The organism is Brevibacterium sp. LAARM3_SD1 (assembly GCF_057364765.1).
Window position 1 is genome coordinate 1 of sequence record NZ_JBNFOL010000022.1, and the last position, 24,291, is coordinate 24,291.

A 24,291-nucleotide genomic window follows, 5' to 3' on the forward strand; every position below is an offset into this window, starting at 1 on the left:
CCGCCGGCCGGCGCGGTCGGGCATCGAGATCGGCCGGTCGGCTCACCCGATCGGACGGGTCAGCGCGCTGCCGGTCGGGCCGGCGCCATGCCGGTCGAGCAGGGTTCGACCTCAGCGAACGGGGACGTCGAGGGTCTGTCCGGGGTGAACCGTCGGGGTGTCCAGGTGGTTGATCTCGACGATATCGGCAACGACATCGCGGGTGTCGCGGTCGATGCCGAGGCTCGAAGCCACGGTCCACAGCGATTCGCCCTCACCAACGACGACTGACTCGGCGTCGATGCCGATGCTCTCCGTCTCCGATTCGGCGACAGCAGCGGCCGAGAACGACTGGGTGGCGAGGAGGACCGCCCCGCCGATGACGACGAGAGCGACGAGCAGGGTCCGGAGAAGGCGCACAGCCTGGCGTCCACGAGGGGTCAGGTGCAGCTCGGTGTTCTGTGCAGACATCGCATTACCTCTTTCATTCGTACGATTCCACCAGTAATCGGTAGAACGTATGTTCTATTCAACATGCCAATCGAACAAATGTCCAGTCCAACTCGAACATCTATGCGACAATGAGAGGGAACCAGCGTTGTTGATTGATCTGTCAGAACCATCTCAGTCGGCACTGACACGAGAATTTCCGAAGCGGAGATCACGGCGTTCAGCGGCAGGGAATAGAACGAAGGGGAACGAGCAATGGTTCAGAACAAACGAGGCAGAGGCAGGCCTCGCAACGAAGATGTTGCCAGCGAGATCGCTGCCGCTCGCACCGATGACGACGTCGTCCAGATCCCTGAGGGCTCATCCGGTGAGGGCGACTTCCGCCTCACTCCCCGTCAGCGTCTCGTCCTCGAGACCATCGAACGCGCGGTCGTGACCAACGGCTACCCGCCGAGTATGCGCGAGATCGGCAAGGCCGCCGGGCTGGCCTCTCTCTCCAGCGTCGCCCATCAGCTCTCCCAGCTCGAACGCCTCGGCTATGTCCGCCGTGACCCGAAACGCCCGCGTGCCATCGAAGTGGTCAATCCGTTCGAAGAGGAAGAGGCCGAGCGCGCGAAGTACGAGGAGCTGGCCAACAACACTGTGCAGGTGCCGGTCGTCGGTCGCATCGCCGCCGGTGGCCCGATCCTGGCCGAACAGGAAGTCGACGATGTCTTCTCCCTGCCGACGCAGGTCGTCGGCTCCGGTGAGATGTTCCTGCTCAAGGTCGTCGGCGATTCGATGATCGAAGCCGCCATCTGCCACGACGACTGGGTGGTCGTGCGCAAGCAGCACACCGCTGACAACGGTCAGATCGTCGCCGCCCTGCTCGACGGCGAGGCCACGGTGAAGACCCTCAAGCGCAAGGCGGGTCAGCAGTGGCTGATGCCGCAGAACGAGAACTACGAGCCCATCGACGGCACCTACGCGCAGATCATGGGTCTCGTCGTCGCCGTCATCCGCCGCCTCTGACCCTCGGCCGGCACTCCGCTGCCGCAACACAAAGGCCCGCGACCGATTCGGTCGCGGGCCTTTGTGTCATCCTTCGTCGGTTTCGGCCAGGCGGGCCAGACTCTTGCGAACGAGACCGGAGTTCGTCGTCGGCCACATCCGCGGCATCGAATTGACGAGGAACCCGGCGTACCGGGCCGAGCGCAGCCGCGAGTCGAGCACGGCCACCACTCCCCTGTCACCGGTCGAGCGGATGAGGCGACCTGCCCCCTGCGCCAGCCGCAGGGCGGCATGCGTGGCCGATACTGCCATGAAGCCGTTGACTCCACGCTGGTCGGCATCGCGTGCTCGCGCCTGCATGAGCGGATCGTCGGGGCGAGGGAAGGGCAGTCGGTCGATGATGACCAGGCGGTTCGTCCGACCCGGCACATCGACTCCCTGCCACAGCGACATCGTCCCGAACAGGCACGTCTGATCGTCGGCCGTGAACTGGGAGACGAGGGCGGGCAGTCCGTCATCGCCCTGGAGCAGGATCGGGAAATCGAACCTCTTCCGCAGATGTTCGGCTGCCGCGTTCGCGCCCGCCCGCGAGGAGAACAGTCCCAGTGCACCGCCGTTCGAGGCTTCGACGAGTTCTTCGAGTTCGGTCAGCGCTTCTTCGCTCAGCCCGCTGCGTCCGGGTTTGGGCAGGTGGGAGGCGACATAGAGGATTCCCTGCTTGCCGTAGTCGAACGGGGAACCGACATCGAGGCTGTCCCATTTCGGGGCATCGGGTCCGAAGAGTCCCAACGAGGCTGCGACCGCGTCGAAGTTCCCACCCAGGGACAGGGTCGCCGAGGTGGCCACGACCGTTGATTCCTCGAAGATGCCGTTGCGCATGGTGCCGGCCACACTCAGGGGTGCGACGACGAGGTTCGTCGTCTCTTTCTCTCTGAACGTCGAGCGCGAGAGCCAGATGACGTCGTTCTTGCCAGGGTCGCAGAAGCGTTCGGCGAGTTCGAAGATCTCCTGGCAGCGCGCCTTGGCCATCTGCCGGCCGGCGTCGGCGTCCTCGGTCTTGCCGCCGATGTCGTTGATGATCTGCCGGGCGGAGTCGCGGATCTGTGCCAGGGCCAGTCCGAGTGCCTCACTCATATGCAGGATGAGTCCCTCGGGTACCGATTTCTGTGCGCGTTCGAGTGCCGCCGCCGCGGAGTCGAGCAGGGAGACGACACCGTCCTGGACCGTCGTGTGTTTGCGTACGGAACTCGTCGCGGCCGAGAGCATGCTCGTGTTGATCTGCCCGGACAGGGCGCTGGTCACTCGGTCCTTGAGCTCATGGGCCTCGTCGATGATGATGACATCGTGTTCGGGCAGCACGTTCGAATCCCCGAAGGCGTCGATGGCCAACAAGGCATGGTTCGTCACGACGATATCGGCTTCGGCGGCCTTGTTCCGGGCGATTTCGGCGAAGCATTCGGTGAACAGCGGACAGTTCGAACCGAGGCAGTCGAAGGCGTTGACGGACACCTGTGACCAGGCACGATCGCTGACGCCGGGCAGAAGATCGTCCCGGTCGCCGGTGTCGGTGGTCTTCTCCCAGGTGCGGATCCGCTGGATCTCCTCCCCCAGGCCGGAGCGTTCGGTGGGTTTGCGTCCCGCCTCGGCGTCGGCACCGAGGTCGAAGAGCATGCCCTCCCCTTCATCGGGGTACCCGCCGGCGAGCTTGTGCTTGCACACATAGTTCCGGCGCCCCTTGAGCAGTGCCGCCCGGGGCAACGGATCGAGGTCCTTCTTCACGGCCTTGAACAGCCTGGGCAGGTCGCGGTGGATGATCTGCGTCTGCAGAGCCAAGGTCGCCGTGGACACGACGACCTTTCCGCCGGTGCGGGTGGCGTATTCGGCTGCCGGCACAAGATAGGCCAGGGATTTGCCGGTGCCGGTTCCCGCCTGCACGAGCAGGTGGATTCCTTTGTCCAGCGACGAGGCGACCGCCTGCGCCATCTCCTGCTGCCCCTCTCGTGGCGATCCGCCGATGGCGCCGACAGCGGATTCGAGGAGGGTGTCGACAGCCTTCACTCGTCGATGACCAGTCCGGACGTGGAATTCGCGCAGTTCGTCGACGAGTTCGGTCGGCACCTTGACCTGCAGGCTGGTGCCCTCCGTGCCGTGCGATTCGTGTTCGACTGTGCCGAGGGCGTAGATCTTCGACACGAGGTCACCGCGTTCATAGGGAATGAGCACGGTCATGTCGATGTCGGGGACGGGAAGGCGGTTCTCGATGGCCTCGATGAGGTCGTCGATGCCTTCCTTCGATACGGCGGAAACGAACTGCGCATCGGGATACTCGGTGCGCAGCCCGGTGATCACGGCCTCCTCGGCGAGATCGGACTTGTTGAACACGAGGAGTTCGGGGATGTCTCCGGTATCGACGTCTCCGAGGACATCGCGCACTGCTTGGATCTGCCCGTGCGGATCCGGGTGGGAGGCGTCGACGACGTGGAGGAGCAGATCCGAGCCGGCGGCCTCCTCCAGGGTCGAGCGGAAGGCTTCGACGAGCTGGTGGGGCAGGTTGCGGACGAATCCGACGGTGTCGGTGTAGGTGAAGACGATGCCGTCGGCGGTCTTGGCCTGACGGACGGTCGGGTCGAGGGTGGCGAACAGGGCGTTCTGCACCATCACCTCGGCGTTGGTGAGCAGGTTGAGCAGGGAGGACTTGCCCGCGTTGGTGTATCCGACGATCGCGACGGAGGGCACGTGGTGGCGGGCGCGGTTCTTCCGCTTGGTCTCACGGGAGGGCGCCATGGCGTTGATCTCGCGGCGCAGTTTGGACATGCGGGCACGGATGCGGCGACGGTCGAGTTCGATCTTCGTCTCACCGGGTCCGCGGGAGCCGATTCCGGCACCGCCTGCGACGCGGCCGCCGGCCTGTCGGGACAGCGACTCGCCCCAACCGCGCAGACGTGGCAGGAGGTATTCGAGTTGGGCGAGTTCGACCTGGGCCTTGCCTTCGCGGGATTTCGCGTGCTGGGCGAAGATGTCGAGGATGAGCGCGACGCGGTCGACGACCTTGACCTTGATGACGTCCTCGAGTCCGCGCCTCTGGCTGGGGGCGAGTTCGGAGTCGATGATCACGGTGTCGGCGCCGACGCTGGCGACGATGTCGGCGAGTTCGGCGGCTTTGCCCTTGCCGAGGTAGGTGCCTGGGTCCGGCTTGTCGCGGCGCTGGATGAGCGCGTCGAGGACTTCGGAACCGGCGGTTTCGGCGAGTGCGGCGAGTTCGCGGATCGAGTTCTCGGCTTCGGCCTGGGTGCCGTTCCAGATGCCGGCGAGGACGACGCGTTCGAGGCGGACCTGGCGGTATTCGACCTCGGTGATGTCTTCGAGCTCGGTGGAGAGTCCGGCGACACGGGTGAGCGCGGCGCGCTCGGCGAGGTCGAACTGGTCGTCCTCGGGGGTGGTTTCGTGATCATCGAGGGCTTGGGCGCCTCGGGAGAGCACACGGTCGAGCATCGCGTTGCGACGCTCTTTGTCTTCAGACGTCATTCATTCCTTTGTTCTCTGCCGTCGGTGACGATTCGCACCGACAATGGTGTCCATCAATTCTCCCACAGCCGTCTAGACTGAAATGGTGTCAGAGCACTATTTCACCGAATCGCCGAGCAGCGAGGCCAAGTCGCGCGAGCTGAACCTCGATCTGGCCGGCCGCGCCGTCACCGTCGAAACCGTATCAGGCACGTTTTCGCCCACTCGCCTCGACCTCGGGACGGCTGTGCTGCTGCGGCATCTGCCTCAGCCGCCGGCCGGCGACATCCTCGACCTTGGCTGCGGGTGGGGGCCGATCGCCCTGCACACGGCCTTGGATGCCCAGGACGCCGAGGTGGCTGTGCGAGTGTGGGCACTCGACGTCAACTCCCGGTCCCTGGAGACCACCGCGGCGAATGCGCGCAGGCTGGGTCTCACGACGATCAACACCGTCACGGCCGCAGATGTTCCCGAGGACCTGCAGTTCGCCGCGATCCGGTCGAATCCGCCGATCCGCATCGGCAAGGAGGCGCTGCACGAACTCCTGGAGACGTGGCTGCCGCGCCTGGCGCCGGGCGGCCGCGCCGATCTCGTCGTGTCGAAGAACCTCGGTGCCGATTCCTGCAGAAGTGGATCGCCGGGATGCTCGGAGATGGCTATTCGGTCACCCGGACGGGGTCGTCGAAGGGCTTCCGCGTGCTCACGATCGAACGCGACTGAGTGGGACTTCTCAGCTGATCGTGCCGCTGGCAACGAGGACCGCGGGCCCAGCCAAGCTGACGCGTCCGCTCGTGCCTTCGGCGTTGGGGTCGATCTCGATGCGCAGCTGACCTCCGGGGACGTCGACTCGCCACTGCAGAGGCGACTTCTCGCCGGCCCAGTGGTGGGCGGCAATCGCGGCCGCGCAGGCACCGGTTCCGCAGGAGCGGGTCTCACCGACACCGCGTTCGAACACGCGCATGCGCAGGGCGCCTTCTCCCCCGGCCACATCGGATCGGGCGGGTTCCATGACGATGTATTCGACATTGGATCCCTGGGCCGGGACGGGGTCGAGGACGGGTGCGTCACGCAGGTCGGCGGCTGCGAGTTCAGCGTTCTCTGCCAAGGCGACGACGGTGTGCGGGTTGCCGGTGGCCACGCTCAGTCCGGGACGGGCGACCTCGATGCCGCCGGTCGTCACGAGCACGCTGTTCGAAGGGTCGAGTGACCATTCGCCCATGTCGATCGTGTACCAGGCATCGCTGGCGGATCCAGGGCCGGGCGTGCCGGTGCCGACGACGTCGTCTCCGGTCTGGACGCCGAGAGCCGGGTTGAGGGTGGTGCGCACGGTCTTGATGCCGTCACGCGTACCCACGAGGATGTCGCGGGCATTGGCGGAGACACGGCCGCTGGTCACGAGCGCGTGGGCGAAGACGCGAACGCCGTTGCCGCACATCTCGGAGAGGCTGCCGTCGTTGTTGTAATAGTCCATGAACCATTCGGCACCGGCCTCGGCCTGCTCGGCCGCTCCCGGGATGCCGCTGGCGGCGGAGCGGACGATGCGGATGATGCCGTCGGCACCGAGTCCGGCCCGTCGATCAGCGAGCGTGGCAACAGATTCGGGATGCATCTCCAGTTGGCTGTCGTCGTCGGAAAGCAGAACGAAATCGTTCTGGGTGCCGTGCCCCTTGACGAAAGTGACATCGGTCCAGGCGGCGAACGGGGTATCCGGAGTGCTCATGGCTCCATCTTATCGGTGACGGCCGTGTCAGGTCTTCAGCGCTCGTTCAGGGCGACGAGTGCTGCCGCCAGGTTCTGCTCGGGGTCGGCAGCGCTGCGTCGATCCAGTGGATTCGCGGATCGCGACGGAACCAGGTGTCCTGTCGGCGTGCGAACTGCCGGGTGCGGATCGTCGTCTCTTCCTTCGCCTCCGCGGCGGTGAGCTCTCCGGCCAGGTGGCGCTGGATCTGGGCGTATCCGATCGCGCGAGACGCCGTCTTGCCTTCGGCCAACCCGGCGTCGAGCAGTCGCGTCACTTCGTCGACCCAGCCGTGGTCCCACATGAGCTCGACTCGGGTGGCGATCCGCTCATGCAGAATGGCCCGGTCCATGCTCAACCCCAGGTGAACGGTCGGTTCGATCTCCTGATAGTCCGGCAGTTGGGCGCTGAAGGGACGCCCCGTGAGTTCGATGACCTCGAGGGCTCGAGCGATCCGTCGCTGGTCGTTGACGGTGATCTTCTCGGCCGCTGTCGGGTCGAGTTCGCGCAGCTTCTGATGGAGCGCCCAGCGGTCGGTTGCGACCTCGGCTTCGAGGCGCGCACGCACTTGTGGGTCCGTGCCCGGGAACTCCATATGATCGACCGCGGCACGCACGTAGAGCCCGGACCCGCCCACGAGGATGGGCCGCAGTCCGCGCTCTCGGATGTCCGCGATCGCTGCCCGAGCACGTGCCTGGAAATCTTGGACGTTCGCTTCCTCGGTGACGTCGAGGATGTCGATGAGGTGGTGCGGAATCCCCCGCCTCTCATCGACCGGCAGCTTCGCCGTCCCGATGTCCATCCCCCGGTAGAACTGCATCGAATCCGTGTTGATGATCTCCCCGCCGAGGCGGTCGGCCAGATCCAGCGCCAGATCCGATTTCCCGGTGGCAGTGGCGCCGACGACGGTGATGATCGGCGAAACGTCCTCAGCCACCGGCGATCACTCCCAGGTCCCGGTGCCGCAGAGAGTGCGCACTTCGTGAACGGATTCGTCGACGGCTGGCACAAGCGTCGAAACACGAGCGCCCCGGTCGACGGTGTAGCGGATCCCGGCGGCAAGGCCACTGAGATTCGCGGCCACGGTTTCCGCGCGCTCACAGTGTTCGAGCAATCTTTCGGTGTCATGGTGGTGCCGGAGGTGAGTGTCTCTACGACGGCGGCATCGAATTCCGCGGCACCGTCGATCGGGGCCAAGGGGGCGTCCTCGGTTGCGGCTCCCGACAGGTCGATGGGCAGCAGAAGATTCTCGCTCGATCCGAGCGGGCCGATGTCGACGCCGGCGGCGTGAGCGTGAAGGATCGCGACGATGATCGCGGGGTCGGCCGCCTCGGCGAGTCTGCGTGCTTCCACCGTCAGGGCCCCGACGGTCTCGACCCAGTCCGGGCCGCACAAGAGCCGGCCGGTGCGAGTATCGACTCCGCGGTCGATCCCCCACCCGCCGAGTCCAGCCACGGGCGGCAGGGTCTCGATCGGCAGCGCCCAACGCGTCTGTGTCCTCAAGGTGTCGCGAATGGCAGTCCGCAGTTCGACCATTCGGGTGGCCTCACTGCGGTCGATCTTCTCGAGCAGCACTGGGGCTGCCGGGATGATGGCGAAGGCGCCCATCTCAGCCGCGTGGGCGGATGGTCGCATGCCGAGGTTCGTCGATCCTGCCGAGCCCTGGCCGGGGCTCGGTGCACCGCAGCTCTCGGCCTGTGCCCGGTCGTAGGCGTCACCAGCGCGGGACGGGCGCACCGAGTATCCGGAGTCGGCGAGGAGGAAGTAGGGCTTCGCCTCGGTGACGGTGGCGGTGACGAAATCGCCGGGTCGCGGCATCTGGGCGCCTTCGGGGATTCCGACGTGGACGAGGCGGTTGTCTTCGGCGCGCCCGCTCAGCCGTGGGGAATCGTCGTGGGGCAGCTTGGTCACGAGAACTTCGACCTCACGGCCGATCTGGGTCTTGTTCTCGTCCCAGGCGATTTCGTCCTGCAGCGCGGTGAGGCGTTCGAATCGTTCCTGAACGACGTCCTTCGGCACCTGGTTGTCCATCGTGGCCGCCGGGGTGCCGGGGCGGATGGAGTACTGGAAGGTGAAGGCCTGGGAGAACCGGGCGCGGCGGACGATGTCCATGGTGTCTTGGAAGTCCTCTTCGGTCTCGCCGGGGAAGCCGACGATGATGTCGGTGGTGATGGCGGCGTGCGGGATGCGTTCGCGCACGGTGTCGAGGATGTTCATGAACCGCTTGGTCCGGTATGAGCGGCGCATGGATTTGAGGATCGTGTCCGACCCGGACTGCAGCGGCATGTGCAGCTGCGGCATGACTGTCGGAGTCTCGGCCATCGCGTCGATCACATCGTCGGAGAAGGCGGCCGGGTGCGGGCTGGTGAAGCGGACCCGCTCGATGCCCTCGACATTGCCCACGGCACGCAGCAACTTCGCGAATGCGCCCTTGTCACGGAACTCGGCACCGTAGGAGTTGACGTTCTGGCCGAGCAGGGTGACTTCGACGACTCCGTCTGCGACGAGTGCTTCGACCTCGGCGAGGATGTCGCCGGGACGGCGGTCCTTCTCCTTGCCGCGCAGGCTGGGCACGATGCAGAAGGTGCAGGTGTTGTTGCAGCCGACCGAGATCGACACCCAGCCGGAGTGCTGGGATTCGCGGCGGCTGGGCAACGTGGAGGGGAAGACGTCGAGGCTTTCGAGGATCTCGACCTGGGCTTCCTCGTTGTGGCGGGCGCGTTCGAGCAGCGCCGGCAGGGATCCCATGTTGTGGGTGCCGAAGACGACGTCGACCCAGGGGGCCTTCTTCACGATGGTGTCGCGGTCCTTCTGTGCCATGCATCCGCCGACGGCGATCTGGAGACCGGGGTGGTTCTCTTTGACCTTCGCGAGCTGGCCGAGGTTGCCGTAGAGGCGGTTGTCCGCGTTCTCGCGGACGGCACAGGTGTTGAAGACGACGACGTCAGCCTGGTCGTCGGTGGTCGCCTGAACGTAGCCGGCGTCGTCGAGCAGTCCGGACAGACGCTCGGAGTCGTGCACGTTCATCTGACATCCGTAGGTCTTGACCTCGTAGCTGCGAGGGGTGGCGCCGGATGTCGTCGGGGATTCAATCAGTTCAGTCATGGCGCACCCATTCTAGCCGTTCGGCTCGCGCCGTTTCAGTCTTCGGCGAGCACTTCCCGTGTGACCTTGATGCAGATCGCTGAGGGGAAGCCGCGGCGGGCGAGCATACCGAGGATCCGGCGCTCCCGCACCGCATAGTCGAGGCGCCGAGTGGAGTTGGCCTTCTTCTGGGCGACTTCGCGAGCGAGGTCTTCTTCACCGTCGATGTCGGCCACTGCATCGGAGGCCAGTTCGGGGCTGATGCCCTTCTTGCTCAGTTCGCGCTTGAGCACGGACCGGGAGAGTTTCCGGTTCTCACGCTGTGCACGCGCGAAGCGGTGGGCGAACTCTTCGTCGTTGAGCAGACGCGAATTCTGCAGCTTCTCAATGAGGACATCGATCGCTTCGGGCATGAGATCGCGCTTGAGAAGCTTCTTGCGCAGTTCGTCACTGGAATGGTCGCGCATGGCGAGCATGTTCATCGCCGTCTTCTTCGCCTGGGAGTAGTCCTCGTCGAAGTCGGGGCCGTCGTCTTCGTCCTCGTCGAAGCTCAGCCCGGGTCCGGCGACGAAATCCGTTCCGCCGTCATCCCCACTGTCGAGGAAGTCCGGGGCACTATCGTCCCCGGCGAGGAAATCTGGTCCAGTGCTGTCGTCCGCGGCCAGGAAGTCCGGGACGTCGATGAAGTCAGGAGTCGATTCGGTGCCGCCTTCGACCCATCCGTTGTCCGGTTCTTTCGACGGTCGCTTCCAGTCGCCGGACTTCTTCTTCCGCTTGGAACCGGTTTTCGAACCGACTCGTGCAGACTTGCCCGACCGCGTTCCCGATCCTCCGCCGGTTCGCGAACCTGAACTCTTACGCTTGCCGGTTCGGTCTCCGCCGGTGACATCACCGTCGTTGAGTCCGGAGAAACCGGCGAAGAAACCGGCCTCTCCTTCGGCATGGCGCTGGTCGATCTCCGAGATCGCGCTGCGCAGCTGCGAGAGCGTCTCGGTCTGAGGCGAGCCACCGTGGCCGGAGTCCCCCGCGCCGACCTCGCTGGTCGATGCGGTGGACTCGTTGCCGGTGAACTCGTCGTCAGTCGACGAGACGTCAGGAGACTTCGACGTCATCCGTCTGTGCTTCTCCGGCCGCCTCGGCGTCTTCTTCGGGTTCGTCGACCTTGATCAGACCGAGCTTGTGCTTGATCTTCAGCTCGATCTCTTCGGCCAGGCCCGGGTTGTCGCGGAGGAAGTTGCGGACGTTCTCCTTGCCCTGACCAAGCTGATCGCCGTCGTAGGTGAACCAGGATCCGGACTTCCGCACAATGCCGTTGTCAACACCCATATCGATGAGGCTGCCCTCGCGGGAGATGCCCTGACCGTAGAGGATGTCGAACTCGGCCTGCTTGAACGGCGGGGCGACCTTGTTCTTGACGATCTTCGCCCGGGTCCGGTTGCCGACCGCGTCCTGACCTTCCTTGAGGGTCTCGATGCGGCGGACGTCGATGCGCACGGAAGCGTAGAACTTCAGCGCCTTACCACCCGAAGTGGTCTCCGGGGAACCGAAGAAGACGCCGACCTTCTCACGCAGCTGGTTGATGAAGATGGCGGTGGTCTTCGACTGGGCCAGGGCACCGGTGATCTTACGCAGAGCCTGCGACATCAGTCGAGCCTGCAGACCGACGTGGCTGTCGCCCATCTCGCCTTCGATTTCGGCCTTGGGCACGAGTGCCGCGACGGAGTCGATGACGATGACGTCGAGGGCCCCGGAGCGGATGAGCATATCGGCGATCTCAAGCGCCTGCTCACCGGTGTCCGGCTGGGACACGAGGAGCTGATCGGTGTCGACACCGAGCTTCTTCGCATACTCGGGGTCGAGGGCGTGCTCGGCATCGATGAACCCGGCGATTCCGCCGGCCTTCTGAGCGTTCGCCACGGCGTGGAGGGCCACGGTCGTCTTACCGGAGGATTCCGGGCCGTAGATCTCGACGACGCGGCCGCGCGGCAGACCGCCGATGCCCAGTGCGATGTCGAGAGCGACCGAACCGGTCGGGATGGAGGCGATGGGCTCACGCACACCGTCGCCGAGGCGCATGATCGCGCCCTTGCCGTAGTTGCGATCGATCTGGCCCATTGCGGCTTCAAGTGCCTTCGACTTGTCTCCGCCGGTGGGAACCTGAAGGTTCTTGGGTGTACGTGCCATGACGTCTCCTCTTCGTTGCTTTTCCGTTGAGACCAAGGCTAGAAGATGGCACTGACATAACGACAGAGGATGCGATTCCCCCGTGGATAACCAGCCACTCATGGTCACAGGTCCCGTGATTCCTCACCAGGTTAACCCACATGGGAACAGGTGTTCTATATATTCAGGTGTGTCGCGTGTCTCCGCGAGAGTCAGGCCTGGGCCAGGCCCAGCTGCCAGGTGAGGCCGAACCGGTCCCCCACCCATCCGAATGGTCCGAATCCGTAGTCGTCGAGCGGCATGAACACAGTTCCGTCTGCGCTCAGTGCGGTGAAGATGCGTTCGAGTTCCTCGGCCGATTCGCAGTCGACCATGAGTGACACGCCGGGAGTGATGTCCCACTCATGTGCGACGAAGCTGTCACTGAAGCGCAGTCTCTGTCCGGCGATCTCGATCTCGGACATGATGACCGTGCCTTCGGCGCCCGGACCATCGGGACCATAGCGATTGTCGAGGGTCACTCGCCCGTCGGCGAAGACCTCGAGGTAGGTCTCCATGGCCTCGGCGGCGCTCTGTCCTCGACTGGGCTGGAAGGTGATGAACGGGATGGCCTGATTCATGCGGTCAGTCTACACTCGGCCGGCACGGCGCCGACAGTAAAGGCCAGCGCTGTACCGACCAGACAGAGCCACCGACGGCGCGAGGCAGCTCCGATCCAGCAGAACGGCCTCGAACCTCGGTCAGAACGGCGTCGAGCGCGGCTTCTCTTTGCCGAGGCGACGGGATTCGGGAACGCCCATGGAGTCGCACACGGCGATCCAGATGTCGCGGGGTTCGACGCCGGCTTCGAATGCCTGCGCAGCGGTCCGCGAACCGAGGGAGCTCAGAGTGAGGTCGGTGTGCAGGGAGGCGGCACGAGCCTCACCGAACTCCTCGTTCATGAGGATCCAGTAGAGCGTGTGCCGCATCAGGGCTTAGCGGCCAGGCGCGGAGAAGAGTATCCCTCGGGGTGACCGAGGATCTTGTCCGAGAGCTCCTGCGGAATGGTGTCGGGGATCTGCACGCCTTCTTCGAGCGCGAAGCGATCCGACACGGACGACAGCAGTGCCGACAGCGGCAGGTCGAGTGCTTCACAGATCGCGGACAGCAGCTCCGATGAGGCTTCCTTCTGTCCACGTTCGATCTCGCTGAGGTAGCCGAGCGAAACGCTGGCTCCGGTCGAGACATCGCGAAGGGTGCGTCCTTGACGACGGCGGGCAGACCGAAGTGCGTCGCCGATTTCGACTCTCAGTAACATAACGCGGCCCTCCCTTTGTCAGCGCGTCCCGTCAATGTAGTACCAACAACCTTACAACCTGGCCGTGACACAGCACCAACCCGGTGCCCCGAGCGGATGGTATTGCCAGTCCATTCGAAGACTTTGGAGAATTTTCGTCCGATGGTCATCACTCGGTCAACCCCGCGGTGGACGATCTTATTCCGCGTCCGTCTCGCTACCTGTCTCGCGACCCGTTCCGGACCCTGACTCGGGCCCGAAGGCGAGGTCGCCGACGAATTCGTCGAGGTTGACCGCCATCGCCTGCACCGTCTGGCTGCGGATGCCGTCGCGGTCACCGGTGAACTCGTGCTCGAAGACCTTCGCCTTCCCACCGAAGGCGATCGCGGTGTAGACGAGCCCGACGGGCTTGTCGTCCTGCGGATCGGGACCGGCGACTCCCGTGCACGAGATCCCGATATCGGCGACGCACTGCACAGCTGCACCGACGGCCATCTGCGCTGCGACGACCGGGTCGATCGGTCCGGTCTCCTCGAGGTGGTCGGCGTCGACTCCGGCCAGGCTGGCCTTGAGGTCGGTGGCGTAGGTGACCAGCCCCCCGCGCACCACGGCCGAGGCACCCGGCACATCGACGAGTGAGGCGACGAATCGTCCTCCCGTCAGCGACTCCGCCGACGCCAGGGAGATCCCCAACTGAGAACAGGTGGAGATGATGCGACGAGCGGTCGCCATCAGCTCGGATTCAGCCACGCTGCGTGTTCCCGCCGTTCTTCGCGTCCTTGTACAGCTTCGCCGCCTGCATGCAGTAGTCGACGCCGGTGACGATTGTGACGACGATAGCTGCGGTCATGATGATCCAGGCGAAGACGAGCAGGATGACGTAGACGACGGAGGGCACCACGGCCGAGAGCGGGAAGATCAGCAGGAACAGTCCGATCGCCGCGGTCTGCAGAACGGTCTTGATCTTGCCTCCGCGCGATGCGGGCATGACGGCGATGCGGATCATGAAGAACCGCAGCACGGTGATGCCGAATTCGCGGACCAGGATGATCACCGGCACCCACCACGGCAGTTCGACGATGATCGCCAGACCGATGAGTGCGGCTGCCATGAGTGATTTGTCGGCAATGGGATCGGCGATCTTCCCGAAGTTCGTGATGAGGTTGTTCCGCCTGGCCAGATAGCCGTCGACGAAATCGGTGAACATGGCCAGCAGGAACACGATGAGCGCCCACCAGCGCAAGGTCACATCATTGCCGCCGTCCGCCAGCAGGAGCACGAGGAACAGGGGCACCATGAGGATGCGCAGCACCGTGAGTGCGTTCGGAATGTTCCACGGACTCGGTTCTGCAGAGGGCTGCTGGGAGGCTCCGGCCTCGACTCGATCGTTCACACATCCAGCCTATCGGAGTGAGCTGAGCAGATCATTCCAACCATGGGTACCTCAACCACAATCGCCAGGCGGCGACACCGTCGGTACGGTGCGCCGCCTCGGCGAGGGGTGGGGTTCGGATCGGGTCAGCGGCCGGTGAGCTGCCAGGCGTCCTCTCCGCTGGCTTCGACGACCTCGAGTCCGGTCTCCGGGTCGACATCGCCGACGGTGAGGTCGCCGGCATGGCCGACGCCGTTGGCGTAGCGATCGGAGTTGTCCGAGCCGCTGGCCGCCGTTCCGCTGCCGGACGGCTGACCGAAGTCCTCGAACTCCTCGTCATAGTCCCCCGCCGCCGAGGCGTGTCCGGAGTGATCCTGACCCGCGGGTTCGGCTGCATCACCGGACGAGTCGCCCTCGGGCGGGGTCTCGCCCTTGATGATGGCCAGGGTGCCCGGCAGGTCGTCGGGGCGCACGAGCACGTCGCGGGCCTTCGATCCCTCGGATGGTCCGACGATTCCGCGGGACTCCATGAGGTCCATGAGGCGACCGGCCTTGGCGAAGCCGACGCGCAGCTTGCGCTGGAGCATCGAGGTCGAGCCGAACTGCGTGGTCACGACCTGCTCGATCGCCTGGAGCAGCAGTTCGAGGTCGTCGCCGATGTCCTCGTCGATCTGCTTCTTCGGCGCTTCGACGGCCACGTCTTCGCGGTAGTTCGGGGTCAGCTGGCTCTTGACGTGTTCGACGACCTTCTCGATCTCGGACTCGTTGACCCAGGCTCCCTGGACACGCATCGGCTTCGCCGCACCCATCGGCAGGAACAGCGCGTCACCCTGACCGATGAGTTTCTCGGCACCGGGCTGGTCGAGCACGACTCGCGAGTCGGCCAGCGACGAGGTCGCGAACGCCAGACGCGAGGGCACGTTGGCCTTGATGAGGCCGGTGACGACGTCGACGCTGGGTCGCTGGGTGGCGAGAATCAGGTGGATGCCTGCGGCACGGGCCAGCTGCGTGATGCGCTGGATCGAGGCTTCGACGTCGCGCGGGGCGACCATCATGAGGTCGGCGAGCTCGTCGACGACGACCAGCAGGTATGGGTAAGGCTGGAGGACGCGTTCGGATCCGGCGGGCGCCAGGATGCGACCCTCACGGACGGCTTTGTTGAACTCCTTGACGTGCTTGAACCCGTAGTTCGCGAGGTCGTCGTAGCGGGCGTCCATTTCGCGCACGACCCATTCGAGCGCTCGGCGGCCTTCTTCGGGTTCGTGATGATCGGGGTGATCAGGTGCGGGATGCCTTCGTAGATCGTCAGCTCGACGCGCTTGGGGTCGACGAGGATCATGCGGACCTCGTCGGGGGTCGCCCGCATCATGATCGAGGTGATCATGGAGTTCACGAAGCTCGACTTACCGGCACCGGTGGCACCGGCGACCAGGAGGTGGGGCATCTTCGAGAGGTCGGCGACGACGAATCCGCCTTCGACGTCCTTACCCACACCCATGACCATCGGGTGGTCGGTCTTGCGGGCGGCCTTCGAACGGAGCACATCGCCGAGGGCGACGTTCTCACGGTCGGTGTTCGGGATCTCGATGCCGATGGCCTTCTTGCCGGGGATCGGCGAGAGGATGCGCACGTCGGCGCTGGCCACGGCGTAGGCGATGTTCTTCGACAGCGCCGTGACCTTCTCGACCTTCGTTCCGGCCCCGAGTTCCACCTCGTAGCGGGTGACTGTGGGCCCACGGGAGAATCCGGTGACCTCGGCGTCGATCTTGAACTGCTCGAGCACATCGCGCAGGGCCTCGACGACGCGGTCGTTGGCCTCCGACCGTTCCTTCGCGGGAGGTCCGGGTTGGAGGTTGTCCGAGGCGGGCAGAGTATAGGTGACGTCGCCGGCCAGGGTGAGCTGCTCGACGCGTTCGGGCAGCTGTTCCGTGGGCGGAGGTGCGGGTGCGTTCGTGATCGGCACCGGCGCCGAGGCGGCAGCAGGGTCGGACTTCTTCGCCTGGTTCGCGGCGTCGTCGTCCATCCCGATGGTCTTCTTCAGCTCGGCCATCTCGCGCTCGGCCTTGGTCGGGCGGCGCTGACCGGGCTTGAGCTTCGGCTCCGGGTCGGTCTCGATGCGGGTGGTGTCGGCTTCTTCGTCGCTGACGTCGTTCTCGTGGATGTAGGCCTTGTCGTAGGCCTTCGTCACGGCATCTTCGTCGGTGGACTCGGCGTCGGGGTTCTCGGTCTTCTTCTTCCGGCTCCGGCGCTTGGCACCGGTCACGGATTTGAGGTCGGAGGTGCGGCCGTTCTCGGCAACGAGGTCGGACTGCTTGGTGTCACCCGCCTCGGTGCCGGATTCGGGTCGGACACCGCCGGTGAGGCGGTAGTACAGGTCGGTGAGGCGACGGGGTATCGCCCGCACCGGTGTCGCGGTGACCACGAGCAGGGAGAACAGTCCGAGGAGGACGAGCAGCGGCACGGCCACGTAGACGGTGGTCGCGATGACCAGCGGCGAGGACACGACGAAGCCGAGCGCGCCTCCCCCGTTGGCCATGGCCTCGCGGGAGTTCGTGAAGGTCGGGTTGCCGGCGGCGATATGGGCCAGGCCCGAGGCGGCGAGCAGGCCGAAGATCATCCCGATGAGGATGCGGTTGTTGCCGCGGTTGTCGTCGCCGCGCAGGAACAGGCGGATCGCATAGCAGGTGAAGACCACCGGCAGGACGAGTGCCACCCGGCCGAAGGTGCCTTCGACGATGCCGCGGACGCCGTCGCTGATCGCGCCGGGGAAGTTCCACCATTCGAAGGCGGCGATGATAACCGAGAGTCCGATGAGGAAGAAGGCAGTGCCGTCCCGCTTCGTCGGTGACTGATCGGTCGGTTCGTTGCTGAGAGTCTTTCGCGCACGGTTTCCGGCCATGTGGGCCACTCCCCTCCATGCACCGGTGACAACGTTTGTCCCGGGTTCTTCAGTCCCCGCTTTGCCGGACCGACCAGCGTTCTTGCGCGCTGTGCGTTTCCCGGAACCAGAAGCGGGGGAAGTCGTTCTGGTCGCCATACCTCTCATCTTAGGACGATATTGCACTCCTGCCCAGCAAATCCGCAGGTTTCGGCGTGTGGCGCGGCGGGCGACAGAGGTGTGCGCAGGCGGGCGTCTGCGAGTTCTGCAGGAGGGCCGTTTGGCGTTCGCGGACGGACCGTTTCGCGTGAATTCCGACGTCAGGCCACACGTTTCACCGAGAAACGGGTCAAGCGTCGAGACACGTGTGTACACATGCGTTTCTCGACGCTTGACCCGTTTCTCGGTGAAGTGGCCGTGCCGCTAGAGGGGAAAGACGGCGGATCCGCCCCAAACTGACAGGAGCGATCGAGAAGACAACAAATATTGTAGGCTCCTGCTGGAACTTCGCACACGAAAGGGCATGATGTTGAACCGCTTCACGATCGGAATCATGGCCGCGGCCTGCGCATTCTCACTTTCAGCTTGCTCAGGCGGATCCGGAGATCAGGCTGAGCAAGGTGGGAAGCAGGAGGAGGCCTCCCCGGATCCAGCAGCGATTGAATCGCAAGAAGCCGACGAACGAGCGGCTATGAGCGGCGACCAATACAGCAACAGGATCCTTTCGCTCGATGACTTGCCCGATGGCTTCACGCTTGAGGATGACGTCGAGTTCGGGGAAAAGGATGAGCAGTCGGCCAATCCGTTCGACTCTGGCGAGTCCTCGTCCGAGGATCAATCCACACAATCCGAGTGCGTCATCGGCGCCATGTCCGCCTATTCATCGGATCTGGACGGAGTTTCCGCTGCACGATCCTTTGATCAGTCCGACGACAGCAACGGCACATATGTTCTGACCTCGCTGACCAGACCCGAACGGGGATCCACGGAGCTGCTCAAGGATCTCCGTAACACTGTGGACGGCTGCCAGGAATCGATCAATGCGGACCCGGCCGAGTCGGTAGAAGTCTTCGAACCCGAAGGAAACAAGGGCGACGGCTTCTGCACGACGGCATACAACGGAACGTTCTTGGGCCAAGGGAAGATCGCGATGTCAGAGTGCTACGTTTCTTGGGCGGGAGAGCTGATGACAGTCCATCAGATGGCATTCGACGCAGAGACCAGCCTCGCGATCGACGAGGAAGCGATGGACGGTGTCAGTGAATACCTGACCAAAGAGCTTCTCCCGACTGCACTTAAGAAGGCAGACATGGCGGCTGGCCCGGAATAAGGCCAGCGCTGGGCGAGTTAAGTGTGCTCAGATTGCACGTTTTCTTTGCATTTTTGGCAATCTGCGCACACCTAACTTGCCGTTCGCGGCAGAATCAGCGCGGCTGGTCCAGGTCGGTACCCGCCTGTAGGGGAACCCGAGCGATGAAGACGAACTCGCGGCCTGGTCTGTCCGGGGCGTCACGGATCTCATCGACGACGAATCCGGCGTCCTCCAGTGACTTCGTCAGCTCAGCGCGGTCACGAAACTGCAGGCGACTCCTCTGTTCGACGCGACGGCCGTCCCGTTCGAAGACCAACATTCCAACGAAATCGACGAACTCGCCGTGCGCGGCGTCGAATTCCACCCACGACTTGACCGTACCCTCACCGCCGACCTCGGCCGTCGAATAGGTGTACTCTTTCGTCCATTCCAGCCACGCCTGCCTCTCGGGGTCGCGTGATTCGAAGACGAGGAGTCCGCCCGGCGACAGTCTCCGGCGGATCGCCGTCAACGTCTCCGCCCAGGCTTCACCTCCGAGAATCGCCTGCGCCACGTTGGCTGTCATGAAAGCCATGTCGGCCTGCAGCGGAGGCAGGTCCGCTGCGATCCCGTGGACCCACGTCACCTTGCCGGCATGGGGTTTCGACTGCGCCACGTCCAACGCCAACGCCGAGGGATCGACGCCCACGACCTCCACTCCCCGACCGGCGAGCATCGTGGCGAACGTACCCGTTCCGCATCCCACATCCACCACCGAGGCGGCCCCGAACTCCTCGACCATCGCCGCGTAGACGTCGAGGTCGTCCCGTTCGGGCCCTTCGAAGATGTCATAGACGGCCGCACTGCGCGCGTCGACATAGCTGTCCCCGGCGTCATCAGCGGGATTCCGAGCGCCGTCAGCGGGCATGCGGATCACTCGGATGCATGGCGATGAACAGACCCCACTGAGTGGCGCCGTCCTTCTTGCGCCGACTGCGGAACTCTTCGAACAGCTCATCGATCCGCGACCGGAATTCCTCAACCTCATCCTCGGTGAGCATCGCGGCCATCCGCCCCATCGTCCGATCCTCATACGGCGCGGCGGTGAATTCGGTGGTGAAGGCCTCGAGCATTTCGGTCGTCATATCGCCGGTGTTGAGGAACCAGCTTTTGCCCGTGGCGAGGTACGGGATCTCCCTGGACCCGCGCTTGCCCCGCCGCGCCTCCTGCGCTTCGAGGAAGCCGGTGTCGGCGAGCATCCGCACGTGGTGGAGCGAGGTCGCGGGATTGAGGCCGGTCGCCTCGGCGATCTCACGATTGCTCAGGGCTTCGTCCAGGCACAGCCGCAGGATTCGGATGCGAATACTCGAGGCCAGCGTTTTGGCCTCGGCCTCGGTGGCGTCCCGGCGCTCGACTGCTCGGGCGAGGGAGGCCGCGGCGGGTGTCTGCCCTGTCGAACTCGGGTCGGGCGATTGCCCGGCCGCAGGAGTGTCATCGTTCATGCCTCAACGCTAGCGAGCGATCGGGAGAAGTCAATCAATCCCCCAAAGTGATTGACTTTTCCCAATCGCTCATGGAGCATTACTGATTGATAACACTCAATCACTGACGCTCAATCATTGATCCTCCGCCCGCCGTCTCGAGGAAGAGCCATGGCCACATCCGACCAACCGCCGTCGAGCGAACCACAACAGCAGCACGGTCCCGCTTCATCGCAGCGGCCGAAACACGTCTCGCTGTGGAGACACCGTGACTTCATGAAGTTGTGGTCAGGCGACACTGTCTCCGTGTTCGGCTCCGAACTCGTCCTCTTCGCACTCCCCCTCGTCGCCGTACAGCTCCTCCACGCCGATGCCTTCGAAATGGGCGTGCTCGCGACTCTGGAATCTGCGGCGTTCCTGCTCATCAGCTTGCCCGCCGGTGCTTGGGTCGACCGACTGCCGAAGAAGCCCGTCATCGTCTCCGGCGACATCCTCCGCGCCGCAATCCTCCTGACCATCCCGCTGGCCTGGATGTTCGACGTCCTGAGCATGGTCCAGCTCTACCTCGTAGCAGCTGGGGTCGGCATCGTCAGCGTCTTCTTCGACATCGCCAATCAGTCCTATCTGCCCGAGATCGTCGACGGGGACGCGATCTCGGACGGCAACGGCAAGCTCCAAGCCAGCCAACAGACCGCCGGAGTCGCAGGCCCCACACTCGCATCCGGCTTGGTCACCGCGATCGGCGCCCCGCTCACCATCGGACTGACCAGCATCTGCATGGGACTTTCCAGCATCCTCGTCGGACTCATCCGCCACCGCGAGACCCCACAGCCAGCAGAGAATCGGGCTGGATTCGTCGCCGAGATCCGAGAGGGACTCGGCTTCGTCCTCGGCCACCCGTTGTTGCGGCGGATCACTGCGTGCACGGGACTGACGAACTTCGCATCGTCTGGCATCTTCGCTCTCCTCGTGCTCTTCTCTCTCACCACGCTTGGACTCCACCAGGTCGAACTCGGAATCATCATGTCCGTCGCTTCCGCCGGCGGCATCCTCGGTGCGCTCACTGCCGCGTGGGTCCAGAAGATCCTCGGCGAGGGAACGAGCATCGCCGTGTCCGCGCTGGTCAGCGGCCTGTGCTTCCTCGGTGTTCCGCTCGCGACCGTTCTGCCTGCTCTGCCGACCCTGCTGATCAGCTGGTTCGTCGTGACCTGGGCCGTGGTCGTCTACAACATTGCGCAGGTGAGCTTCCGCCAGCGCCTGTGCCCGAAACCGCTGCTGGGCCGGATGAACGCCTCGATCCGCTTCCTCGTGTGGGGACCAATGCCGCTCGGCGCCTTCCTCGCAGGCATCCTCGGTGACCGGCTCGGAGTGACGCCGACGATGTGGGTCCTGGCGACATGTGCGCTGCTCGGCTCACTGCCGGTGATCGCGTCCCGGCTGCTGCGGATGCGCGAGCTCCCCCGCGAACTCGATCTGCTCGACACCAGTGCAACGGCTGATCGAGAGTGATGACGAAGGAGCGTTGCGAATCGCCAGCTTGGTGAACCTGCATCAGCTCGGTGCAGGGACCGAGCTGATGCAGGTTCACCAAGCTGACAGCGAGATGCTCCCCACCTCAGCGGGTCGCGTAGAGGTGCTCGGGGCGACCGGTGTTGCCGTACTGCAGAGACACCGTGATCGTACGGGCTTCGGCGAGCTTCGCCAGATGACGCTGCGCGGTTGCACGGGAAGCACCGACCGCCTCGGCGACTTCGAGAGCAGTCATCGGACCGCTCGCTTCCTCCAGTGCGGCGAGGATCCTAGTCGTCGTCGACGATCCCGCCGGGCTCGCTCCGGTCCCGCCGACGGCCGCGGCATCGTGGAGGTTGCGCAGCTGCCGCTCGAGGTCGGTCTGCCCAACCTTATCCCGCTCCCAATAGCGGAGGAATCGAGCGTAGCGGCGCAGGAAGTTCTGCAGCACCTCGGCGGCGAAGGGCTTGACGATGTACGTCATCGCCCCCGCGCGCAGCGACGAACGGACCACCTGCGGATCAGTGACCGCCGAGAGCACGATCGCATCGATATCGGTCTCGCGAATGAGTTCGACCCCGGTGCCCTCGGGCAGCACATAGTCGACGAGAAGCAGGTCGACCTCGTTCTCAGCGATGACCTCGCGGGCCGCCTTCAGGTCGCGGACGGGTTCGAGTGCCGTGAAGCCGGGCACCTCGTCGACGTACCGGGCGTGGATCTGCCCGACGAAGAAGTCGTCATCGAGCACGAGAACGTTGACCATCATCTCTCCTCATCTTGCTGAAATTCCTCGAGCGCATCGGGCAGGCGCATGCCGAAGCTCGCCCCGCCGAGGTCCGGGTCGTGGCCGTCAATGAGCCACACCGCTCCCCCGCCCTTCTCCGCGACCCGGCGGCTGAGCGCGAGCCCGATGCCGAGTCCGTGACCGTCCCCGGTGCCCGTGCCCGTGGTCAGTCCGATCCCGAAATCCGGCGCCGAGGCGGCCGTCGAGGTCGAGAATCCCTCGTCGAAGATCTTCCCCGCCACCTCGTCATCGATTCCGTCACCGGTGTCCGTGACGACCGCGTGGAGTTCCGTCCCGGAGCTGAGCACATGCACTTCGACTCGTCCCCCGTCCTCGGCATACCGTTGACCTGCGACGGCCGCGCGCACTGCGTTGTCGATGAGATTGCCGAGGATGAGCGTGACCGCCTCCGGGTCGCGGACCGCCCCAACGGCCAGGGAGTCGGGGGTGACGGCCAGGCTCACTCCCGCCTCGGCGGCGGTCGTGCCCTTCGCCTCCAGCACGGCGCGCAGGTACGGGTCGGAGATGAGGTCGATGTCCTCGACCGGGGTCGTGATCGGACCAGTGCCCAACAGGGAGGACAGATAGGTGTGGGCTTCGTCCGTCGCGCCCGTGTCGACGAGGCCGAGCACGGTGTGCAGCCGGTTGGCGAACTCGTGACGTTGGGTGCGCAGTGCCCTGGCCATCGCGGTGACGGATTCGAGCTGGCGTGCCATCGTGAGCATCTGAGTCTCGTCGCGCAGGGTCACGACCCCGCCGACGGAGACCCCGTCGCGTTGCACCCGCACGGCCGTGGCCAACAGGATCCGGTCGCCTAACGTGATCCGCCGCCGCAGAGCTCCGTCCGCCGGGGCTTCGGCCATGAGCGCGGTGACTTCGTCGGGCACGTCGACCAGGTCGTCAGATTCCCTCGCCGAGGCGGTCCCGAGCAGCTCCTTCGCGTTCGAGTTGCTCAGCGTGAGCTTTCCGTTCGTGTCGAACCCGAGCACCCCGTCGTCGAGGCCGTGGAGCACGGCGCCTTGATCGCGGGCCATCTCGGCGAGCTCTTCGGGCCCGACGCCGAGCGTCTCCCTCCGCAGCCGGCGCCCGAGCATGACCGACACGACCCCGCCGAGCGCCAGGGCGAACACCGCAACCGTGCCGAGCAGGATGAGTTCGCGGCGGACGTCGGCATCGAGCACGGAGGCGAAGATGCCGACCGAGACCTCACCGACAACGGTCTTTCCGTCCTCACTCGAATAGATCGGGACCTTCGCCCGCACCGTCTCGCCCAGGGTTCCGGAGTCGTGGGAGACGTTCTCGCGTCCGGCCAGCGCCTCATCCGGAGACGTCGAGACCTTGTGCCCGATCTTCGACCGGTCGGGGTGGGTGAGTCGGATGCCGCGGTCGTCGGTGATGACGGCGAAGGTGATGCCCGACCGGTCGCGCAGATCATCGGTGATCTTGAGCATGGAGGTCACGAGCTGTTCATCGGGTTCGTCGGCGTGTTCGGCCGAAGCCTGCGTGGCGGCGGCTCGGACGTCCGGATCGATCGCCAGCGTGCGGGCGGTGGCCAGCGCTTTCGTCTCGGTCACCTCGGTGACGGTGCGCGCTCCCATCCACGCGAACACGCCGGTGACCAGGGTAAGGATCACGATGACGAGCGCGAGCTGAGAGATCAGCACACGACGGGAGAACGAACGATGGGGCCGGGGCACGCGCTCAGCGTAGCCGCGTTTGAGCGCAATGCGCAAAAGGCACGCAACGATCTAAAAGTCATCAGCGCACACAAACGCGCGGAGCACGTGACCTG

18 protein-coding genes and 3 pseudogenes are annotated in these 24,291 nt (G+C 64.9%); 4 read left to right on the top strand and 17 right to left on the bottom strand.

The genetic code is table 11. The features are described from left to right. Positions 1 to 111: 111 nt before the first annotated feature. Complete coding sequence (locus tag AC2W7L_RS12510; RefSeq protein WP_486004726.1) at positions 112 to 450, bottom strand: LysM peptidoglycan-binding domain-containing protein; 339 nt, start codon at positions 448 to 450, stop codon at positions 112 to 114. Positions 451 to 684: 234 nt separating this feature from the next. Here AC2W7L_RS12510 and lexA point away from each other — a divergent pair, with 234 nt between their 5' ends. Continuing rightward, positions 685 to 1,440 (top strand): transcriptional repressor LexA, encoded by a 756-nt coding sequence (lexA, locus tag AC2W7L_RS12515; RefSeq protein ID WP_092012603.1) that lies wholly within the window; start codon positions 685 to 687, stop codon positions 1,438 to 1,440. 66 nt (positions 1,441 to 1,506) lie between these two features. Here the strand turns inward: lexA and hflX are convergent, their stop codons facing one another. Continuing rightward, positions 1,507 to 4,944, bottom strand: coding sequence for a GTPase HflX (gene hflX, locus AC2W7L_RS12520; protein WP_486004727.1), 3,438 nt, complete (start codon positions 4,942 to 4,944; stop codon positions 1,507 to 1,509). Between the two features lie 82 nt (positions 4,945 to 5,026). On the opposite strand from hflX, the pseudogene AC2W7L_RS12525 reads away from it, so the two are divergent. Continuing rightward, positions 5,027 to 5,643 (top strand): annotated as a pseudogene (locus tag AC2W7L_RS12525) (class I SAM-dependent methyltransferase). A 10-nt stretch (positions 5,644 to 5,653) separates the two neighbouring features. Here AC2W7L_RS12525 and dapF read toward each other — a convergent pair. The 11 genes and pseudogenes from dapF to AC2W7L_RS12580 form a co-directional block, all read right to left on the bottom strand. After that, positions 5,654 to 6,643, bottom strand: coding sequence for a diaminopimelate epimerase (gene dapF, locus AC2W7L_RS12530; protein ID WP_486004728.1), 990 nt, complete (start codon positions 6,641 to 6,643; stop codon positions 5,654 to 5,656). A 46-nt stretch (positions 6,644 to 6,689) separates the two neighbouring features. Then, positions 6,690 to 7,598: a tRNA (adenosine(37)-N6)-dimethylallyltransferase MiaA gene (gene miaA, locus AC2W7L_RS12535; protein ID WP_486004765.1), complete on the bottom strand. Its 909-nt coding sequence runs from the start codon at positions 7,596 to 7,598 to the stop codon at positions 6,690 to 6,692. Between the two features lie 695 nt (positions 7,599 to 8,293). Continuing rightward, positions 8,294 to 9,766, bottom strand: a pseudogene (gene miaB, locus AC2W7L_RS12540) (tRNA (N6-isopentenyl adenosine(37)-C2)-methylthiotransferase MiaB); the annotation flags it as partial. 35 nt (positions 9,767 to 9,801) lie between these two features. Then, positions 9,802 to 10,857, bottom strand: coding sequence for a regulatory protein RecX (locus AC2W7L_RS12545; protein ID WP_486004729.1), 1,056 nt, complete (start codon positions 10,855 to 10,857; stop codon positions 9,802 to 9,804). Further along, entirely contained in the window at positions 10,838 to 11,929 is a 1,092-nt protein-coding gene (recA, locus tag AC2W7L_RS12550; RefSeq protein WP_062244064.1) for a recombinase RecA, read from the bottom strand. Before recA ends, AC2W7L_RS12545 begins: the two co-directional genes overlap by 20 nt. Positions 11,930 to 12,120: 191 nt before the next feature. Further along, positions 12,121 to 12,528 carry a VOC family protein gene (locus tag AC2W7L_RS12555; protein ID WP_486004730.1) on the bottom strand — a complete coding sequence of 136 codons (408 nt, stop codon included), beginning with the start codon at positions 12,526 to 12,528 and terminating at the stop codon, positions 12,121 to 12,123. A 120-nt stretch (positions 12,529 to 12,648) separates the two neighbouring features. Next, the gene (locus AC2W7L_RS12560) at positions 12,649 to 12,876 is read right to left on the bottom strand and encodes a DUF3046 domain-containing protein (RefSeq protein ID WP_025779743.1); all 228 of its coding nucleotides are present in this window, start codon (positions 12,874 to 12,876) and stop codon (positions 12,649 to 12,651) included. Next, positions 12,876 to 13,205, bottom strand: coding sequence for a helix-turn-helix domain-containing protein (locus AC2W7L_RS12565; RefSeq protein ID WP_062244061.1), 330 nt, complete (start codon positions 13,203 to 13,205; stop codon positions 12,876 to 12,878). The genes AC2W7L_RS12560 and AC2W7L_RS12565 overlap by 1 nt, the downstream gene beginning before the upstream one ends. A 177-nt stretch (positions 13,206 to 13,382) precedes the next feature. Next, positions 13,383 to 13,934: a CinA family protein gene (locus tag AC2W7L_RS12570; RefSeq protein ID WP_486004731.1), complete on the bottom strand. Its 552-nt coding sequence runs from the start codon at positions 13,932 to 13,934 to the stop codon at positions 13,383 to 13,385. Then, complete coding sequence (pgsA, locus tag AC2W7L_RS12575) at positions 13,927 to 14,577, bottom strand: CDP-diacylglycerol--glycerol-3-phosphate 3-phosphatidyltransferase (RefSeq protein ID WP_486004732.1); 651 nt, start codon at positions 14,575 to 14,577, stop codon at positions 13,927 to 13,929. The genes AC2W7L_RS12570 and pgsA overlap by 8 nt, the downstream gene beginning before the upstream one ends. Positions 14,578 to 14,702: 125 nt before the next feature. Beyond that, positions 14,703 to 17,455: pseudogene (locus AC2W7L_RS12580) on the bottom strand (FtsK/SpoIIIE family DNA translocase). 502 nt (positions 17,456 to 17,957) lie between these two features. Between AC2W7L_RS12580 and AC2W7L_RS12585 the strand changes: the two are divergent. Continuing rightward, positions 17,958 to 18,764, top strand: coding sequence for a hypothetical protein (locus AC2W7L_RS12585; RefSeq protein ID WP_486004733.1), 807 nt, complete (start codon positions 17,958 to 17,960; stop codon positions 18,762 to 18,764). 94 nt (positions 18,765 to 18,858) lie between these two features. Here the strand turns inward: AC2W7L_RS12585 and AC2W7L_RS12590 are convergent, their stop codons facing one another. Further along, on the bottom strand, positions 18,859 to 19,653 hold the full coding sequence (locus tag AC2W7L_RS12590) for a methyltransferase domain-containing protein (protein ID WP_486004734.1): 795 nt from the start codon (positions 19,651 to 19,653) through the stop codon (positions 18,859 to 18,861). After that, positions 19,643 to 20,227 carry an ArsR/SmtB family transcription factor gene (locus AC2W7L_RS12595; protein WP_486004735.1) on the bottom strand — a complete coding sequence of 195 codons (585 nt, stop codon included), beginning with the start codon at positions 20,225 to 20,227 and terminating at the stop codon, positions 19,643 to 19,645. The genes AC2W7L_RS12590 and AC2W7L_RS12595 overlap by 11 nt, the downstream gene beginning before the upstream one ends. Positions 20,228 to 20,377: 150 nt before the next feature. Between AC2W7L_RS12595 and AC2W7L_RS12600 the strand changes: the two genes are divergently transcribed. Beyond that, entirely contained in the window at positions 20,378 to 21,715 is a 1,338-nt protein-coding gene (locus tag AC2W7L_RS12600; RefSeq protein ID WP_486004736.1) for an MFS transporter, read from the top strand. A 106-nt stretch (positions 21,716 to 21,821) separates the two neighbouring features. Here the strand turns inward: AC2W7L_RS12600 and AC2W7L_RS12605 are convergent, their stop codons facing one another. Further along, positions 21,822 to 22,478 (bottom strand): response regulator, encoded by a 657-nt coding sequence (locus AC2W7L_RS12605; protein ID WP_486004737.1) that lies wholly within the window; start codon positions 22,476 to 22,478, stop codon positions 21,822 to 21,824. After that, on the bottom strand, positions 22,478 to 24,196 hold the full coding sequence (locus tag AC2W7L_RS12610) for an ATP-binding protein (RefSeq protein WP_486004738.1): 1,719 nt from the start codon (positions 24,194 to 24,196) through the stop codon (positions 22,478 to 22,480). Before AC2W7L_RS12610 ends, AC2W7L_RS12605 begins: the two co-directional genes overlap by 1 nt. Positions 24,197 to 24,291 lie beyond the last annotated feature (95 nt).